Here is a 17,738-nt window from a genome sequence, read left to right as displayed (position 1 = left end):
GGTCGTATTTATACGCTATCTATACTTAGACATTGGCAAAATTTCTTTTTCCTTTAAGTATTTTCTGATGATGGTATATACAACAAGCAATAAAAGAACAATGACCGTTATCTCCACACGATAAGCAATAAGCGTCTCTAAGTTTACCGAAATCGTTGTCCCGAGGAAAAAGAAAGCCGATACCCATATAATAGCTGCAGAATACGCAGCAATGGCAAACTGGTAGAAAGGAAGTTTCATAAACCCAGCTACAAAAGGAACCGCATTGCGCAATCCAGGGAAGAAATAGGAGAAACATAAAGCAAAGGTATGATGGCGATCAATTAAATCTTGCGCTCTTTTAAAGTATCGATTTAATCGTTTAATATTAGATAATTTATTGTATAAGCCTTTCCCGGCAAATCTACCTAACAAATAACTCGTTGTAACACTCAAAATGACACCAATATACGTTATAATTAGGGCAGGGATTAGCACTAAAATTTTTTGTTGTGCGAGGACACCGATGGAAGTTACTAGCAGTTCATTTGGTACAGGTATTCCAAACATGCCTAACCATAACCATAATAATAGACCAATATAACCAAACTGCTGAACAATTTCTATAATGACATCTAGTTCCAATTCTCATCCCTCCTCCCTGACTTACTTACTTATTCCCTCATTGATAAGTTTAGTAAACAGCCGAATTTTAGTATCTATTCTTTTTTATATTCTAATCTATTCTAAAATGTTCTTTTATTTGTTTACACGCTACACTTGACTATATGCACTCTCACTTTTTTGATTGGAGGACCAACTTTGAAAAATAAAACCGTCGTTATTACAGGTGCTTCAGGTGGATTTGGGCTACTTTTTGTTCAACGATTTTTAAAAGATGGTTGGAATGTCATTGCAACTGTTCGGAATGAGCATAAAGAACAGGATCTTCTTAAAACTGTTACAGAAAGGTTTCCAAACTTAATGATTACTCATCTAGACGTTTCAAAGGACGATTCCGTCAAACAGTTTCAACTTTTTATGAATAATTATCATCGTGTTGATTTATTAATTAATAATGCTGGATTTGCGGTTGGTGGTTTTACGGAAGACGTGTCTATTGAAGAATATAAAATGCAATTCGAAGTAAACTTTCTTGGTGTAATCCGAGTGACTAATGTCCTATTACCTATTATGAGGAAGCAAAAGACAGGAAAAATTGTAAATATTAGTTCCATAAGTGGTGTCTTAGGATTGCCTTCGATTTCTGCATATGCTGCAAGCAAGCACGCTCTAGAAGGGTATAGCGAAAGTCTTCGGTTAGAAGTAAAACCATTCGGTATAGATGTTGCACTTATTGAGCCTGGCTCTTATTCTACTAATATATGGACAACTGGTACATACTTCGCAAAAAAATATGAGAAAGAAAATTTATCTGTATATTCATCTATGTTAACACGAATACAAGCCCAATTGCAAAAAAATAACAGTAAACTTAGCCCACCAAATGAAGTCGCAGATGTAGTGTTAAAGATTAGTAGAATGAAAAGATTAACGAGACTAAGGTACCCGGTAGGAAGCAGTGCAAAATGGACTATATTCTTCAAAAAAATTCTCCCTTGGTTTATATGGGAACGAATTATTTTACATACCTTATATAAGAAGTAATGTGTAACTATTTGCTTGTTTTGAGTATTTCGATATCTAGCTGTTGATTTCCGTGCAAGTCGGAGACTCCTGCGGGAGAAGCGAGTAGCGGGAGACCCCACAGGCGAAGCCGAGGAGGCTCCCGGCTCGCCCGCGGAAAGCGAAGACTTGCGCGGAAATCTACAGCGGAATTCAAAAGAATTCAACTACATAGGAGGAAAAAATAATGAACTAACGTTTCGTGTATGTCATGATTATTTTGTTAAGTGAGTAGTTTTATAATAAACTACTACTAGCTGAAAAACGAATGATTACAAGTAGTAGTTAGGACTGGGGATTTCAATACTAACTACTCGCAACTATAAGGAAATAAGTATTCGTTTACCAATAAACGAATCGTATTTATTATTTTAACTAAAGTATATTAGCCATCATTCCAAGAAAAATATCTGTGAACATCGTCAACAATCAAAAAATTAATAGTAAAGACAAATAATACAGGATGACAACTTTCCCTCCTCCTGCCTCTCACATAGGCTATGAAAGAAATGTTTTCGGAAGGAGTGGAAAATGATGTACCACCATTCAATACCAAGTTATTCTCCTATGCAATACCCAGCTAACCCATTTGTTCAGCCGCACGTACACCAAGCTTCTACTACCAATTATCGAACACACCCTAATCAACAAAACTATTGGCAAAATTATTATCAATATTATAATCCTTTTGCACAGCGCCCATATCCAGAAGTGGATCCGACCATGTTTACCGAATCCGCACATGAAATGCAAGAGTTAATGAGAGAGGCTAGTCTTGTTTTAGACCGCTTAGCTGAATCTAAAGATTTTGCAATATCTGTCATGAGTGCGGCACAAGAATCTGACACCAAAAAAGTAGATGAACTGTTAAAAACAACTGGCATACACTCTAGTGTAGATGTAACATACAACCCCGACGGAATTAATTTAAAACTTACAGGTGATAAAAATTGTTGTAACTTAACCATCGCGTTAAGGTGGAGAGGCTAAGTTTAATATCGTTAACTATTCAGCGACCAAAATTTGGTCGTTTTTTATTTTTCCTAAAGTTAAACTTTTTCCTCACTTGATTCGTTATAATTATTGTAAAAAATGAAGTCAGGAAGTATGGAAAATGATTGAAGTGAAAAGTTTAACAAAAATATATAATTCATTTAATGCCCTAGATGATGTAAGCTTCACTTTTTCAAAAGGGGTTCTTGGACTACTTGGCCCAAACGGCGCTGGAAAAACAACTTTTATGAGAATACTAGCAACACTTCTCGCTCCCTCAAGTGGGGATATTTTCGTAAATGGAAAACCATTAACAAAGGAAGCAAACCATATCCGCTCTAGCGTTGGTTACTTACCACAACACTTTCACGTTTATCCACAAGTAACTGCTTATGAGTTTTTAAACTATATAGCAGTTATGAAAGGAGTTAAAAACAAAAAAGTTCGGCGAGAGCATATCATGCATGTATTGGAAGAAGTAAATTTACTTCCTAAAGCAAATGAAAAAGTAAAAACGTACTCTCATGGTATGAAGCAAAGGATAGGAATTGCTCAAGCATTAATTGGCGATCCTACTCTTCTTATATTTGATGAACCAACAGTTGGATTAGATCCAGAAGAACGGTTACGCTTTCGAAACTTAATTTCTAAAGTTAGCGATGAGAAATGTGTCCTACTCTCTACTCATGTTGTATCTGACATTGAAAGTAGCTGTCATGACTTAGTTGTTTTGAATAAAGGGAAAAAAGTGTTTGGTGGTACAGTGGCTGATTTAAAAGAGAAAGCGCGGTGTAAGGTTTGGGAGGTTCCTGTTAAGTCAACTAGCGATTCATTAGGATACACGGTTCTTCAAATGAAAGAAGAGAACGGCCAATTGTTTGTATATCTTCTAGCAGATGAAAAGCCCTACCAATATGCAAAAGCTATTGAACCTACTTTAGAAGACGGATACATGGATTTATTGGAGGAACTAAAATGAGAAAGTATTGGCAACAGTTTCAATTAGAGAATAAATTCCTTTATAAAAATTGGTTCTTTCTCATTACCCCTATCCTTTATCTCTTCATTACAGTTATTTGGATGGCAAATAGAAACTATTACCCTAATCATGACTTTTTAAGAAGTTCGTACGAGTTTTTATCTTTAGGTCATACCATTACATTGGGTATTGTATTCCTAGCAAGTGTTTTATCCATTAGAAGGGATAGCCAGACAGAACTATTAGAATGGATGAACACACTTCCACATTCTTATTTGTCTAAGCTTTTAGCGAAGTTTTCGTCCATATTTTTGTATACAAATATTTTTTCTGTGGTCTTTTTAATTCCGTATTTTCTATTGGGGAAGTCGTATACTGACTTTTCTATTTTACAAAAAGAAGCTGTTTCCATTCTTTTACAAAGTCAAATAGCATATAGCGTTACCATTGTTCTCGGAATGACTTTAGCGGCTTTTATTACACATAGAATTGTTTATATTATCGTGTTTTGCGCTTGGATGTTTGGAACATTTTTCATGGAAGGTTTCATTATGGAAAGGGACAACTTATTTATTTTTAAAGTGTTTCATTTAAATAAGTTTTTCTTGTCGAACACTTATCAATATGGTTGGTCCATTAATCTTCAGCAAACGGAAAAAATGTATGCACAAATTTTTGTCATTGGATTTACTATCCTTTTATTCTTCATTACTCTATTAAAATTAATGTCAAAAAGGCTTATGAATAAAAAGAGCGCAAAGCTAGTGAGTATAAGTTTAGTAGCTATAGTAGCTTGTAGTACTTTTATACCTTACTCCATGTTTTGGAAGGATCGACTTCAAAATCATCATTACTTAGTAAACGGAGTAAAAGAACAGTCTGATAACGAATCCGTTCTATTTCCTAGTGAAACCTATAAGATTGACATGAAACGTAAGCAAGATACTATTTTGTTAGAGTCGAAAGTTACCCTACAAAAGACGAACCAACAGCCCTTTACCTTTACACTCTATCCAAACTTTGAAATTGAAGATGTGATATGGAACGGAAAAAGTGTCCATTTCGATCGGGATTTTCAATTCATAACGTTTGAAGAAGAAGAGTTAGAGGAAAATAATTTAGTCGTGAAATATTCTGGTGAATTAAATGAATGGACTACTATAGGAGGTCGCGAAAGACTTCTTGCTTTTATTGAAGGCTCCGACATGTTTTTACCTTCTAATATTGCATGGTATCCAATTATTGGACAATATAAAATATTTCAATTGGACTATTATACAGCGCAAGAAAACCTTTCTCTTTCCAATCTATCTAATAGTAATACCTTTTATCCGTCAGACTTTCATGTTTCCTTAACTGGCTTTGCTCATGAGGTTTTTGGTACATATGAGGAAAAAGAGATAACTGAAGATAATACTATGGTTTTTAAAAGCAATAATAGAACTGGCTTAACATTATTTTCAATGGATGGTTTAACAGAAACATCACTCTCTTCTGTTCCTATATCTATCGTGACGAAAGTAGAGCAAATGAAGAAGCTTATTGATAATTCGTTACAATTAAACGGAATGTATGATTATCTTTCGGACTGGTTACCAATACAATCTAGTATGCCAACGTTAATTAGTCTCCCAGGCCTTCAATTGACTGGATCGGATCCATTTTACGCAAACACTCGTGATAGCTCCTTGTTTTACGATATGCAAATGGAGTTAGGTTATTATAATAATGATGAGTGGATGGACCAAACAGCTGACTATTATATTACGGAAATAATAAATATATTTTTGTTCCCTGAAAACCCTCGGAAACTGTATGGAGATTATGTCGAATATCGCCAAGACTCTGTTACCGTCGGAATTGCACATGGATATATATTGTTGACATTAGTCGACTTTTTCGGCAAGGACTGGGACTATTTTGACAATTATTACACTAGGTCTCATTATATGTTAAATGAATTGGGAAATATAACATGGTTTAGTAATAATAGTAGTTTAAGTAACGAGGAACGGATTAAAGAAATTTTAAAATCACAAAATTTATTTCATGATTATAACTCAAAAGTATTGTTTGAAATTGCTCTAGCACTAGAAACAGGAAAGAAGGAGCAAGTGAAAGAAGTTCTCGCTTTCTTTTATGATGAAATATTAGACACTCCATACATTACCTATTCAGAATGGAAACAGAAATGGGATGAGGTAGAAAACAATTTAGATTGAAGGTTACAAACAGGAGTGAGAGGGGGATTAGTATTGGTACAAGATGAACAATTGTTAGAGCTAATGGCGAAGGGCGACCAAACAGCTTTTGAAGTGTTTGTCCATCGCTATCATGCGCCAATCTATCAATATATAGAACGACTTGTGAAAGATTCAAAAAAAGCAGAAGATCTTGTGCAAGATACGTTCATACGTTTAATAAAGCAATTACAACAAAAACATATACCAACACATCCAAAAGCATGGCTATATCGTGTGGCGACTAATATTTGTAAAGACTATTGGAAAAGTGCACAATACCGTTCGGAGTCTCCGCCAGCCGATGATCTTCCTATTAAGAAAGATGAAAAGCCATCCGTAATAGAAATTTATGAACATCAAGAAACTAGAAAAGAGATTCTACATGCATTGAATCATTTGCCCCAAACGCAACAGCAAATTGTTATGTTGCGCTTTTTTCAAGATTTAAAGTTAAAAGAAATAGCTGAAATAACGGATTTACCACTTGGAACAGTAAAGTCTAATTTATTTCACGCATTAAAAAAGCTTAAGCATTTTATGGAAGATGAAACGAAGGAGGCGGCTAAAAGTGAACAACTTCAAGAACAACGACGAAGAAATGTACAGGTTAGAAGATGAGTTGAAAGAAACACTAGCCCAATATGTTGTTAAAACACCTTCCAATGAGGATACAAACAAACTTTTATCCAGCTTACAAATGGAGTTCTCAAAGCTTCAGCAACAAGAAGAAGTTCCAGCAGAAGCTTTCAAATTACAAAAACCAACCTTACTTTCACAGATGAAAAATCAATTGTCCTTTTATCAATGGCATTTTTGGATTGTTAGTTTAGGGATATTTACTATGTTAACGCTATATACAGCTAGTGCAACACCAAGAAATCCAGAAACATTCTTTTTATTTGTCATACCTCTTTCCATCATAATAGGAATTTTTTATACGTTTCAATCATGGAATAAAGAAATTCGGTTAGTCGAAAGTATTACACCTTTTCCACCAGCATTGTTATTAATGACTAGAATGTTAATCATCCTTTTTATGAACTTACTGTTTGGTGTCGTTAGTTCTGTTATTGTAGGTGCTTCTGTTTCGATTTATATGTTACCGTTTCTCTTATATTGGATTGCTCCGGCTATTTTAACTTTTGGAGCATTTGCGTATGTTACGATGAAAAAAGGAGTATTGTTCGGACTAGGTGCAGCCGGCGTTACGTGGCTTGCTATTTTTATAGCAGACGTCTTTTTGCAAGAAAATTATTTGTGGCGTGAAGAATCTACCATTACAATGAATCATATGGCTATTTATCAACTAATACTGTTGTTTATCGGTATTGTATTGTCCATTCGTGCTCTAAGAAAGAGCTTATTTGCAACAGACTTCCAAGTATAGAAGGTAATAATTATGATAGTAATAGACAACTTACAATGGGAGTATAAAGATTTTAAGGTAACCATCGATTCCCTAACATTGCCTCTTGGTATTAGTTTGTTAGCTGGGAGTAATGGAGCTGGTAAATCTACTTTCCTACACTTATTAGCGACTGCAAAACTAACAGATTCCGGCGCAATCTATTATGATGATAGATGTATTAGTGAGCAGTTGTTAGAAATTCGTAGCCAAATAGGATTTGTACCAACGGGTATTGAATTGTATCAAGACTTTACCCCGATAAAATTATTAAATTATTTTGCACAACTAAAAGGATTACCAAACTCTTTTGCAAAAATGCAAATTTCGAAGTTATTAAAAGTTTTTCGATTAGAAGATGTTTCAAAGAAAAAGATAAAGAAGCTCTCACAAGGCATGCAGCAAAGGCTAGCACTTGCACAATCTTTGCTTGGTAAGCCAAAATATATCTTATTAGATGAACCGTTAAACTTTTTAGACATTCATGAACGGAAAGCTTTTTTGCAATACTTAGTGGAAATATCCATGCAGTCAGTAGTGGTGGTAGCAACCCATGAATTAAACGAATGGGAGCATATAAGTCGAAATGTGCTATGGCTAGCAGATGGAAAAGTTCAATTTTTCGGAAGTAAATTGAATTGGAAGACCGATTTAGATCAAAGTGTATGGTGTGGCGTGGTCCCTAGTAAATACACAGATGACTTTTTTAAAAACCATAACGTTATTTACGCTAGCAGACGTGAAGATGGCGTTTTTGTAAAATGTATAAGCAATAACCCGATAGATGGATTTACTAAATTAGACACAACAATGGAAGATGCATTCTTTATTAGAAAAGCCTCGTTAGAGAATGTTTGATAAGAAATGAGTTATTTGAAAAAGTATAAAGTGCCGGTTGTGTGGCCGACTCCTGCGGGAGAGGGCAGGCTGGTGAGACCCCGCAGAGCTTTTAGGCTCGAGGCGGCTCACCGCCTCTACGAAAAGTGAGAGCGGCTCGTTCAGCTCCGACATGTATTAGCCAAGGTCATCTTGAGGGCGTTTTTTGTCCTCGAGATGACCTTGGCTTATACTCGAGGGGCTAGCCGCTTGACCTAGACACCCCGCGGAAAGCGGCCACACAACCGGCACGGCTTTTATATACACTATAAATACTGAAAGAAAAAAACAGTGTAATATTCTTTTCACATATTCCCAATATCATTGTAATGTATTATTATTGTATAATTACATTGGGATACTATTTTCACTAACCCAAAACAACATTATTCTTGCAAATATAAATAATTATTTTTCTTGCCCATAAGGAGTATATTAAATGATATCGTACTTTAGAAAATATGATTGGTTACTAATAGCGGCTATCTTTTCCCTATGTTTATATGGGTTAGTAATGGTATACAGTGCAGGTATGCTGTTTGGATTGCAAACTTACAAAAGTGCTTCTTACTTTTTTGATAAACAACTTAACTGGTTTCTTATAGCCATTCCTTTCTTTTTATTGGCTATGACATTCAACTATAAAGTTTATGAGAAGCTAATTAAACCGGCAGTTATTTTTATTATCATACTCCTTATCTTAGTCCTACTTTTTGGTACAAACATAAATGGGTCTACTAGATGGTTAAAAATCCCTATCGTTAACTTTACTTTCCAGCCTTCCGAAATGGCAAAATTAGTTATGGTAATGTACTTTGCTAGTGTATATGCAAAAAAGCAACCTTATATTCAAGATTTTTTAAAGGGTGTGACACCACCTCTTTTAATGTTAAGTTTTGTTTTTCTATTAATATATAGGCAACCAGATTTAGGAACTGCCACTTCCATATTACTAGCATGTGGAGCTATTTTAATTTGTTCTGGAGCAAAAGTATGGCATATGTTAGGTTTATTAAGTGCAGCAAGTGCACTGATTTGGACACTTGCTAATAGTGCTTCTTACCGAATAAAACGTCTTACTGCATTTAGGGACCCGTTTGCCGATGCACAAGATACCGGATATCAATTAGTCAATAGTTATATTGCCATTGGCGAAGGCGGCTTATGGGGACGTGGTCTCGGACAAGGTGTGCACAAATTAGGTTATTTACCTGAAGCACATACTGATTTTATTCTTGCTGTCATATCCGAAGAGCTAGGGATAGTAGGAATTTTAATATTGTTCGTCTTATACTCTATCATTCTAGTAAGAGGGGTCCGCGTTGGTATTAATATTAGTGACCCATTCGGAAAACTACTAGCATTTGGTATTACATTTCAAATTTGTATGCAAGTTATTTTTAACGCAGGTGCCGTTAGTGGTTTACTTCCTATTACCGGGATTACCTTGCCATTTATTAGTTATGGTGGTACGTCCCTACTAATTACTGTCGTATCCACTGGTATTCTCGTTCACTTATCGAAACATGCAAACAAAGCAATTGAAGCACGAGAGGAGACACAAACATCATGGGTACAGAAAATAACAAGCTAGAGCATAGTCGTATCGATTATACGCTGTTATTTTTACTCTTTCTATTATTTATTATAAGTTTAGTAGCAGTATATAGTGCTTCAGGACAATATTATCAGAGTGATCCATTTTACTTTTTAAAAAGACAAATTGTATGGTATGTCATTGGGGCATTTGTCATGTTTGTCGTTATGCTATTTGATTATGAGTTACTAGAGAACGTCGCTCTACCACTCTATTCGGTTGGATTGGCGTTATTAGTAGCTGTACATTTTTTTGGTGTCGTTCGTAACGGTTCTCAACGTTGGATAAACTTAGGTGGATTCTTATTACAACCTTCAGAGTTTGTGAAAATATTTTTAATAATGGTACTTGCTGCTGTTATATATAAATGGGAAAAAAATAAAGATGAGCTAGAAGAAAAAACACCGTTAATAGTAGTAATAAAAATCATCGCCTTTTCATTGCCTGCTTTCTTCTTAATCTTGAAGCAACCTGATTTAGGTACAGCACTTGTTATTGCCGCAATTATGGTAACGATGGTATTTATAAGCGGTACATCCTGGAAAGTTTTATTGGCATTTGCAGGAAGTATTATTGCTGGGATAGCGACGTTAGTTTATCTTCATAACCACCATTTTGAGATATTTACGAAGATTATTGCAAAACACCAATTAGCACGTATATATGGTTGGTTAAATCGTCAAGAGTATGCATCTTCTTTTGGTTTTCAGTTAACAGAAGCATTAAAAGGTATTGGGTCTGGTCAAGTATCAGGTCGCGGGTTACTAGATGGAGTTCAATCCCAAAGTGGTCGAATTCCTGAAGTGCACACAGATTTTATTTTCGCTATAATTGGAGAAGAGTTTGGCTTTATTGGAGCAACAGTTGTTATTTCGATTTACTTTATCATGATTTACAGAATGATTATTATTGCTATTGCATGTGACAATCCGTTTGGTACGTATTTAGTTACTGGAGTTATCGGGTTATTGGCTTTCCAAATTTTCCAGAACATCGGAATGACGATAGGATTAATGCCAATTACAGGTTTAGCTTTACCATTTATAACTTACGGTGGTAGTGCGCTCCTTACGAATATGATAGCAATGGGAATAGTCATGAACGTAAAGTATAGAACGAAGCAGTTTATGTTTAATTAATGTAAGTGGGCAGTTTAGATACTGTCCACTTTTTTATGCAAGCACTTAAAAAGAGCACGGAACAGAACTGTTCACGTGCTCTTTTTTACATTTCGCTAACCCATTGTACGAGTTTTAGCGCTAAATGATTTGCTTCTTCCTCGTTTAGTTTAGATTGGTAAACCTCTGTTAGCCTGTTCGTTAATGTTGTTTTTTCTTCTTCATAGGGGATGATTGTTGACCATTGAAGAGATGGAATTGCTACTAATGTTTGCTCTTCTTTTTTATTTTCATGAATATATACCGTATATGTACCGGATTGCATGTTGGCTTTTCTGATTTTCATTCTATTGTTGCCTCCTTGTAACTTCTACGATAATTATTTTATATGGAATACATGGAATGTTCAATATAGTAGGGAATAATAAAAAAAGATGGTGGGAAAAACCCAGTGAAGTTCAACTGCAACAAATTTTTAAAGGCCGATGAACTTCATTGGCCTTATGAAGTTCAACTACAACAAATTTTTAATGCCAGATGAACTGCATCAGCCTTATGAAGTTCAACTACAACAAAGTCTTAATGCCAGATGAACTTCATCGGCCTGATGAAGTTCAACTACAACAAATTTTTAATGCCAGATGACCTTCATCAGCCTTATGAAGTTCAACTACAACAAATTCTTAATGCCAGATGAACTTCATCGGCCTTATGAAGTTCATCTACAACAAATTTTTAATGCCAAATAAACTTCATCGGCCTTATGAAGTTCAACTACCACAAATTTTTAATGCCAAATGAACTTCATAGACTATATGAAGTTCATTTGGCATTAATTTTTAGGACAAGATGAACTCCACAGTCTTGTTGTCCCGAACTCTTTCTCTTTTTTGCTTATAAAACTAAAGCCGCGATACAGCCAAACACAATTAAAGGTATATTGTAGTGTAGGAAGGTTGGAACACACGTGTCCCAGATGTGATTGTGCTGTCCATCGGCATTAAGACCGGATGTAGGTCCTAGAGTGCTATCAGAAGAAGGAGATCCTGCATCTCCAAGCGCAGCAGCTGCTCCTACAATAGCTAATGTAGCCATCGGACTAAACCCAAGTTGAATACATAATGGAACAAAGATTGCTGCGATAATTGGAATGGTAGAGAATGATGAACCTATGCCCATCGTAATAAGTAAGCCGACAAGTAACATTGCGAGTGCCCCTACCAATTGATTACCGCCAATCCAATTGGCTGATGTAGTAACTAAGCTCTCAATGTGACCTGTTTCTCTTAATACTTGAGCAAATCCAGATGCAGCAATCATAACAAAGCCGATAAACGCCATCATACGCATTCCATTAGAAAGAATAACATCTGTTTCACTATATTTCATCGTACGGCTTAAATAGAGTACTAGAATACCAGCCAGTGAGCCATAGATCATCCCTTGAACACCAACAACCTCTGTTAATAGTACTTGTACTGTAAGAGAAGTAATAACAGCTATGATAGCAAATGTGATGCTATTTCTTGAATATTGCACATCTTCTTTGCCTGCTACTTCTTTTTGTTCATATTTTCTAGAATTTTTATAGCTGAAGAAAATAGCAATTAATAAACCTACTAACATTCCACTAACTGGTAGTAACATCGCTACTGGGATATCACTTAGTGCAACTTGTAAACCACTCTCCTCAACGTTTGTTTGAAGAATATCGTGAAAAATTGCTCCAAACCCTACTGGTAACAATATGTAAGGTGCTGTTAGTCCAAATGTTATTACGGTTGCTGTCAGACGACGATCTATTTCAAGTTCATTTAGTACTTTTAATAATGGTGGGATTAAAATTGGGATAAAAGCAATGTGAACAGGTATGACGTTTTGAGACATAATAGAGATTGCTAGAATAACGATAAGTAATAGAACTTTAGAAAATGTTTTCTTTTTTGTTTCACCATTTTTTCCAACTAATTTTACTGCAAGATTAACGAGTGCGTCTGGTAGTCCAGTTTTAGATAAGGCGACAGCAAATGCTCCAAGTAGAGCATAGCTTAATGCAACTGTTGCATTTCCGCCTAAGCCAGATGTGAATGTATCTATCGTAGTTGCTAGTCCTAAACCACCGACTACCCCTCCAATTAATGCTCCCGTAACAAGGGCGATAACTACATTTATGCGAAGCAAGCTTAATGCTAGCATGATAAGTACTGCAATGATGACTGCGTTCATGGGTAACTTCCTTTCTTTTATGATCACTTTTTCACTTTAGCTAATTAGAGTGTTAGAGAAATAAAAACTATGTTTATTAATCTATCACATGACGGAAAGGTCGTCAAACGTTTTTTCTTTGCTCTATATAAAAAAAACCAACCAAATGAAATTGCATTTGGTTGGTTCTAGCGATAAATTTATTCTGTTTTTCCAAAACGTTCTACTAGCGTTACTAACGTACGTACCATTGCGCCTGTTCCGCCTGCTGGTCCTAAGTCGTATGCTGATTTTGTTGTTGCTGTTCCAGCAATATCAAGGTGTACCCACGGAGTATCTTCGGCAAACTCACCAATAAATGCAGCAGCAAGTAATGCATGACCGTCACGTCCAGGAGAATTGTTAAGATCCGCTACTTTGCTGTTTCGAACTCGCTGAATTTCTGTTTCAAATAATGGTAATCTCCAAATTTGCTCGCCTGCTTCGTGAGAAGCTTCTAGCACTTCTTCACAGAAACTTTCGTTGTTTGTCATCGCACCTGTCGTATGGTTTCCTAGTGCAACAATTACTCCACCTGTTAGAGTCGCTACATCCACTAAGTAGTTAGCTCCATGCTGTTTTGCATATGTGATTGCATCTGCCAAAACTAAACGGCCTTCTGCATCTGTATTTAACACTTCAATTGTTTTTCCGCTCATAGATGTGATTACGTCGTCCGGCTTAAATGCATGACCGCTTACCATATTATCTGTTGCAGCAATGACAGCTAATACGTTTTGCTCTGGCTTAACTTCACCAATTACTTCCATCGCTCCTAAAACTGTCGCAGCTCCACCCATATCAGCTTTCATACCAACGATTCCGTCTTTTGGCTTTAAGGAATATCCACCAGTATCAAAAGTAATACCTTTTCCAACTAGACCTAAAACATCAGTCCATTCCTCTTTCCCTTGATACTTCATAACGATCATTTTTGGTGGTTCCGTCGAGCCTTGGTTTACCGCAAGAAGAGCGCCCATTCCTAGCTTTTCCATCTCTTCTTTATCTAAAATTTCGATTTCGAAATCATATTTGCCTGCTAATTCGGCAGCATAGTTTGCTAAGTCTGTTGCAGTTAACATATTTCCTGGCTTATTAACAAGTGTTCTTGCAGAGTTCGTACCTAATCCAAAGTAATACCCTACTTGTGCACTTGCTTGAACTTCATCAGCATCTACACTACTTACAAGTGTTACATTTTCAATATGCTTTACAGGTTCATTCGATTGCTTTTTATATCCATGATAGTGGTAAGTTGCTAAAGGCAATGCTTCCCCTAAAGCATGAGCAACATCAAGTGCATCTATATTTTCTGAAGTGAAAGAATCAATTGCTACTGTCAATTCTGTTAACTTGTTACGTTGGATTTCTTTACTTACTTTTCCAAGAATCTCGCGAACAGAAACAAATTGTAAGTCTTCTTCTTTTCCAAGTCCAACGATGAAAAGTCTTTTAAAAGCTGTTTTACCAAACGTATGTATTTTCGTAATCTGTTTCTTTTTAGAAGTAAGGTCTCCTTCTTTTAGTAACTCTGCTAGATGACCATCTAATGCTTCGTTTAATTCACCTAGTAAGCCGTCAAGTTGTTTGTTTTTACTTGTTAAACCAATTACTAATGCTTGTTGTTGTTCTGAAAAGTCCGTATGATCTTGTACTTTGAACATCCTAATTCCACCTCTCAAGTTTCTTTTTCCATTATAACGAAAAATACTAAATATTTCGAGTTTCTAATCGATTCCGTTTCATAATGTATTACTACTATCTGAAAAACGAATGACAAAATATTATTAAGGTAGAATTACAAAACTAAATATGAACATCAAAAAACAATTGAAATATACAAAAATTCGTTTTTCCATAAAGAAATATATTCAAAATATTAACTCAATCGTCTAAATATAATATGAAATTGGGTAGCGTTGGCAAACTATCAACTTGTTCATAAGGTACTCGTTCTATTTTGTCTGGTATGGTAGCTATGCATTCATCAATAAATTGGTTTACTTTTTCTAAATCAACTCCCCAATACTTAGGGCGATATTTTTGAATGTATAGGTGCCCTGCTTTCATCATTAATCTAGCACCTTTTACATTTCCATACTCGTAATGGTAAATAGCTACTGTCATTTGTAATAGGCCTTTTAGAAATAAGTTATCTTTTTCCGTCATCCAAATCTCTTCCAACAAATCATGACACGTATAATAATCCCCCTCATTAAACTTCACAAAGAACTCGTAGTACTCTTTTGGATAATAGTTCATTTTTCACACCCTTTTTACAATGTTTTTTTAAAATTAACTAATTTTATCTTAACAAAGGAGGAGAAATCATTCATAATAATTAGAAAAGCTGAGGGTACATGCTTAAATTAATTATTATTAATAAGTTCTACTTCTAATATATAAGGGAATAGTACATTAAGAGGAAAATCTTTTATGTCATACTGTTATTATACTTATCTTTTAGGATAATCAGCAAAGAAAGGGCGATTTCATCGTGGAATTATTTACAAATTTTCCTTTATGGGCAGCACTAGCTGCAATTGGTTTTGCACAGTTTGTGAAAGTACCGATTCAATTTATTGCAATTAGAAAGTTAGATTGGTCTTTAATTACTAGTACAGGTGGAATGCCAAGTTCTCACTCTGCTGCTGTTACCGCATTGGCAACTGGTGTAGCGTTTGAAACAGGGCTAGGCTCACCAATTTTCTCTGTCGCAGCCGTTTTTGCGATTATTGTTATGTTTGATGCAAGTGGAGTTCGTCGCCATGCAGGGGAGCAAGCAACCGTATTAAATAAGCTAGTAGCCGATTTTAATCGTTTAGCAGAAGATGCAAAAATGTGGCCAAAAATGAATGAGGAAGAAAAACAAAAAGAGTTAAAAGAATTATTAGGTCATAAGCCAATCGAAGTTTTCTTTGGAGCTATAACAGGAATTTTACTTACATTACTTTTGCATTTTATTTTTCATGTCCTTTAAAATAAATACGAAAAGAAAAACGGTGAAAGGAATGCGATTTTCCTATCACCGTTTTTCTTATGAATCTTTCTTTTCTATATATTGCTGACGGAATACTTGCATCGTTTCATCTTCGTTCAATAATTCTAACTCTTCTTTTGTAAACTTACCTGTACCGCGTTTTACAATATAAACATCCGTCGTTTTCTTGCCCCATTGTTGGAAGACGTCTTGTACCGTTTCATAGTAAAGATCAATCTTATTTCCTTTTATGGCTCCACCAATGTCAGCTACTACACCATAGCCATAGCCAGGGATAAAAAGTATTGTACCGATCGGAAACACTCTTATATCTGCTGCAATAGTAGAATACAAGTCACGAGTCACTTGTACACCTGAATATGTAATTCCATATTGAGGATGACCAGGGCGTTTACCCGTTGATTCAAAGCCAGCGGTATAGCCAGTTGCTAGCACGTTCATTTTCTCATATTGGCTCCAATCTAATTCCTCTAACGTTAATGGAGCTTCAATTTGTTCTTCTGAACTAATCGCTGTTTCTACAGCACTAAAGAAATTTAGTTTCTTAAAACCTAATCCTACTTTACGAAAGAAACCTTCTGATTCACTAGATGTATTTGTCGCTAATCTTTGTTGTTTGCCATACATATCATTTTCAGCCAACCATTCTTGCAATGTCTTTGCTTCTACCCCTGAAACAGATTGAAAGGTTACTAACAAAGCACATACAAATAATAAAGATGTAATTATCCTTCGGCCTATCGTTTTTGCCGTTTGCATAAGTACCATTCACTCCTCTCACACAAACTATTACTTCCCATTACTGTTAGAAAATATACCGATTTTGAGTAAAATCACGAAAAAATTACTAGTATTATAGAAAAAAATACCAAAATAGATTCCAATATTTCCTATAAATTAATAAATTCGTATTATCTGATCCGTTTTTGAGCATAAAAAAGAAGCCATTGAATGGATGGCTTCTTTCTTAAAGAGGTATAAAAGTTTAGAACATTTGATATCCGCGTTTACGCAACATGCGAATGACGATTCCGGAGAATAATGCTCCAAGAAAACCGCTAGACAATATTAATATATCCGCTGCTCCGAGTGAAGTAATTTTTTCTCCTAAAAATTGAAAAGAAGTTACTGGTGAGAAGATATAGTCAAACAAGCCGTTTTGTTCATTACCAATAATCCAAATACATACGATTGGGTAAACAATCGCCATGATCCAAGACATTCGTAATAACATATTTAAAAGGAATCCAATTCCGAAAAAAAGCACAAAAAATAGTAACATAGAAATAAGTACTACTGGAATCTCCATAGACATTTGAGATAACACCTCCTGTACACATCACCTTTTAGTGTACTCAAATGAATAATACTAGTCAATTCCAAGTTCTTTACATTTCCATATTACTAATGTATTAGACAAATTTTGTTCAAATCTTATTTCTTTCCGCTTCCTCCACAACAATTGCATGTTTCGGATCCACCTAATAATAGTTGAAAATACCCTTTTCCTGAACAATATGGACATTGATGCTGTTCACTGCTTAGTTGTTTTTTCATTCCAAACCCTCCAAGTTGGTAGATTAAATTAAAAAACTTAATTTTCTGATAATATACCAC

18 protein-coding genes are annotated in these 17,738 nt (G+C 35.4%); 10 read left to right on the top strand and 8 right to left on the bottom strand.

Annotated elements, in window-relative coordinates; translation table 11 throughout:
- Positions 1-15 precede the first annotated feature (15 nt).
- Positions 16-624: a DedA family protein gene (locus CDZ89_RS03955; RefSeq protein WP_096156814.1), complete on the bottom strand. Its 609-nt coding sequence runs from the start codon at positions 622-624 to the stop codon at positions 16-18.
- Positions 625-801: 177 nt separating this feature from the next.
- Between CDZ89_RS03955 and CDZ89_RS03950 the strand changes: the two genes are divergently transcribed.
- The 9 genes from CDZ89_RS03950 (at position 802) to rodA (ending at position 10,897) form a co-directional block, all read left to right on the top strand.
- A complete protein-coding gene (locus CDZ89_RS03950) occupies positions 802-1,647 on the top strand; it encodes an SDR family oxidoreductase (RefSeq protein ID WP_096156813.1) in 846 nt (281 codons plus the stop codon).
- 549 nt (positions 1,648-2,196) lie between these two features.
- A complete protein-coding gene (locus CDZ89_RS03945; RefSeq protein ID WP_141395248.1) occupies positions 2,197-2,655 on the top strand; it encodes a YuzC family spore coat inner layer protein in 459 nt (152 codons plus the stop codon).
- A gap of 124 nt (positions 2,656-2,779) precedes the next feature.
- Complete coding sequence (locus CDZ89_RS03940) at positions 2,780-3,637, top strand: ABC transporter ATP-binding protein (protein WP_100333308.1); 858 nt, start codon at positions 2,780-2,782, stop codon at positions 3,635-3,637.
- Positions 3,634-5,859 carry an ABC-2 family transporter permease gene (locus tag CDZ89_RS03935; RefSeq protein WP_100333307.1) on the top strand — a complete coding sequence of 742 codons (2,226 nt, stop codon included), beginning with the start codon at positions 3,634-3,636 and terminating at the stop codon, positions 5,857-5,859. The genes CDZ89_RS03940 and CDZ89_RS03935 overlap by 4 nt, the downstream gene beginning before the upstream one ends.
- Before the next feature lie 33 nt (positions 5,860-5,892).
- Complete coding sequence (locus tag CDZ89_RS03930; RefSeq protein WP_096156809.1) at positions 5,893-6,498, top strand: RNA polymerase sigma factor; 606 nt, start codon at positions 5,893-5,895, stop codon at positions 6,496-6,498.
- Entirely contained in the window at positions 6,449-7,267 is an 819-nt protein-coding gene (locus tag CDZ89_RS03925) for a hypothetical protein (RefSeq protein WP_100333306.1), read from the top strand. Before CDZ89_RS03930 ends, CDZ89_RS03925 begins: the two co-directional genes overlap by 50 nt.
- A gap of 12 nt (positions 7,268-7,279) precedes the next feature.
- Positions 7,280-8,143, top strand: coding sequence for an ATP-binding cassette domain-containing protein (locus tag CDZ89_RS03920; RefSeq protein ID WP_096156807.1), 864 nt, complete (start codon positions 7,280-7,282; stop codon positions 8,141-8,143).
- Between the two features lie 457 nt (positions 8,144-8,600).
- A complete protein-coding gene (gene ftsW, locus CDZ89_RS03915) occupies positions 8,601-9,755 on the top strand; it encodes a putative lipid II flippase FtsW (protein ID WP_096156806.1) in 1,155 nt (384 codons plus the stop codon).
- Entirely contained in the window at positions 9,731-10,897 is a 1,167-nt protein-coding gene (gene rodA, locus CDZ89_RS03910; protein ID WP_096156805.1) for a rod shape-determining protein RodA, read from the top strand. The genes ftsW and rodA overlap by 25 nt, the downstream gene beginning before the upstream one ends.
- Before the next feature lie 85 nt (positions 10,898-10,982).
- Here the strand turns inward: rodA and CDZ89_RS03905 are convergent, their stop codons facing one another.
- The 4 genes from CDZ89_RS03905 to CDZ89_RS03890 form a co-directional block, all read right to left on the bottom strand.
- Complete coding sequence (locus CDZ89_RS03905; RefSeq protein ID WP_096156804.1) at positions 10,983-11,222, bottom strand: YueH family protein; 240 nt, start codon at positions 11,220-11,222, stop codon at positions 10,983-10,985.
- A 548-nt stretch (positions 11,223-11,770) separates the two neighbouring features.
- A complete protein-coding gene (locus CDZ89_RS03900; RefSeq protein ID WP_100333305.1) occupies positions 11,771-13,102 on the bottom strand; it encodes a Na+/H+ antiporter family protein in 1,332 nt (443 codons plus the stop codon).
- A 179-nt stretch (positions 13,103-13,281) separates the two neighbouring features.
- The gene (locus CDZ89_RS03895; RefSeq protein WP_096156802.1) at positions 13,282-14,784 is read right to left on the bottom strand and encodes a leucyl aminopeptidase; all 1,503 of its coding nucleotides are present in this window, start codon (positions 14,782-14,784) and stop codon (positions 13,282-13,284) included.
- 220 nt (positions 14,785-15,004) lie between these two features.
- On the bottom strand, positions 15,005-15,382 hold the full coding sequence (locus tag CDZ89_RS03890; RefSeq protein ID WP_100333304.1) for a DUF309 domain-containing protein: 378 nt from the start codon (positions 15,380-15,382) through the stop codon (positions 15,005-15,007).
- A 235-nt stretch (positions 15,383-15,617) separates the two neighbouring features.
- Between CDZ89_RS03890 and CDZ89_RS03885 the strand changes: the two genes are divergently transcribed.
- The gene (locus CDZ89_RS03885; protein ID WP_096156800.1) at positions 15,618-16,100 is read left to right on the top strand and encodes a divergent PAP2 family protein; all 483 of its coding nucleotides are present in this window, start codon (positions 15,618-15,620) and stop codon (positions 16,098-16,100) included.
- A gap of 57 nt (positions 16,101-16,157) precedes the next feature.
- Here CDZ89_RS03885 and CDZ89_RS03880 read toward each other — a convergent pair whose 3' ends face one another.
- The 3 genes from CDZ89_RS03880 to CDZ89_RS19880 form a co-directional block, all read right to left on the bottom strand.
- On the bottom strand, positions 16,158-16,880 hold the full coding sequence (locus tag CDZ89_RS03880) for a 3D domain-containing protein (RefSeq protein ID WP_406564872.1): 723 nt from the start codon (positions 16,878-16,880) through the stop codon (positions 16,158-16,160).
- A 226-nt stretch (positions 16,881-17,106) separates the two neighbouring features.
- Complete coding sequence (locus CDZ89_RS03875; RefSeq protein ID WP_096156798.1) at positions 17,107-17,436, bottom strand: YuiB family protein; 330 nt, start codon at positions 17,434-17,436, stop codon at positions 17,107-17,109.
- Between the two features lie 119 nt (positions 17,437-17,555).
- Entirely contained in the window at positions 17,556-17,678 is a 123-nt protein-coding gene (locus tag CDZ89_RS19880) for a YuiA family protein (protein WP_176483822.1), read from the bottom strand.
- Positions 17,679-17,738: the final 60 nt, after the last annotated feature.

Origin of the sequence: Bacillus alkalisoli, from assembly GCF_002797415.1 — a bacterium.
In the GTDB taxonomy this organism is placed as follows: Bacteria; Bacillota; Bacilli; order Bacillales; family Bacillaceae_I; genus Bacillus_CD; species Bacillus_CD alkalisoli.
Note: the sequence above shows the minus strand (reverse complement) of the source record. Positions and strands in the feature narration are given on the sequence as shown.

Bases quoted from the DNA above. Each gene is read 5' to 3' on its own strand.
- CDZ89_RS03945 (WP_141395248.1), top strand. From the start codon at position 2,197: ATGATGTACCACCATTCAATACCAAGTTATTCTCCTATGCAATACCCA.
- CDZ89_RS03940 (WP_100333308.1), top strand. From the start codon at position 2,780: ATGATTGAAGTGAAAAGTTTAACAAAAATATATAATTCATTTAATGCC.
- CDZ89_RS03935 (WP_100333307.1), top strand. From the start codon at position 3,634: ATGAGAAAGTATTGGCAACAGTTTCAATTAGAGAATAAATTCCTTTAT.
- CDZ89_RS03920 (WP_096156807.1), top strand. From the start codon at position 7,280: ATGATAGTAATAGACAACTTACAATGGGAGTATAAAGATTTTAAGGTA.
- ftsW (WP_096156806.1), top strand. From the start codon at position 8,601: ATGATATCGTACTTTAGAAAATATGATTGGTTACTAATAGCGGCTATC.
- rodA (WP_096156805.1), top strand. From the start codon at position 9,731: ATGGGTACAGAAAATAACAAGCTAGAGCATAGTCGTATCGATTATACG.
- CDZ89_RS03905 (WP_096156804.1), bottom strand. From the start codon at position 11,222: ATGAAAATCAGAAAAGCCAACATGCAATCCGGTACATATACGGTATAT.
- CDZ89_RS03900 (WP_100333305.1), bottom strand. From the start codon at position 13,102: ATGAACGCAGTCATCATTGCAGTACTTATCATGCTAGCATTAAGCTTG.
- CDZ89_RS03895 (WP_096156802.1), bottom strand. From the start codon at position 14,784: ATGTTCAAAGTACAAGATCATACGGACTTTTCAGAACAACAACAAGCA.
- CDZ89_RS03890 (WP_100333304.1), bottom strand. From the start codon at position 15,382: ATGAACTATTATCCAAAAGAGTACTACGAGTTCTTTGTGAAGTTTAAT.
- CDZ89_RS03880 (WP_406564872.1), bottom strand. From the start codon at position 16,880: ATGCAAACGGCAAAAACGATAGGCCGAAGGATAATTACATCTTTATTA.
- CDZ89_RS03875 (WP_096156798.1), bottom strand. From the start codon at position 17,436: ATGTCTATGGAGATTCCAGTAGTACTTATTTCTATGTTACTATTTTTT.
- CDZ89_RS19880 (WP_176483822.1), bottom strand. From the start codon at position 17,678: ATGAAAAAACAACTAAGCAGTGAACAGCATCAATGTCCATATTGTTCA.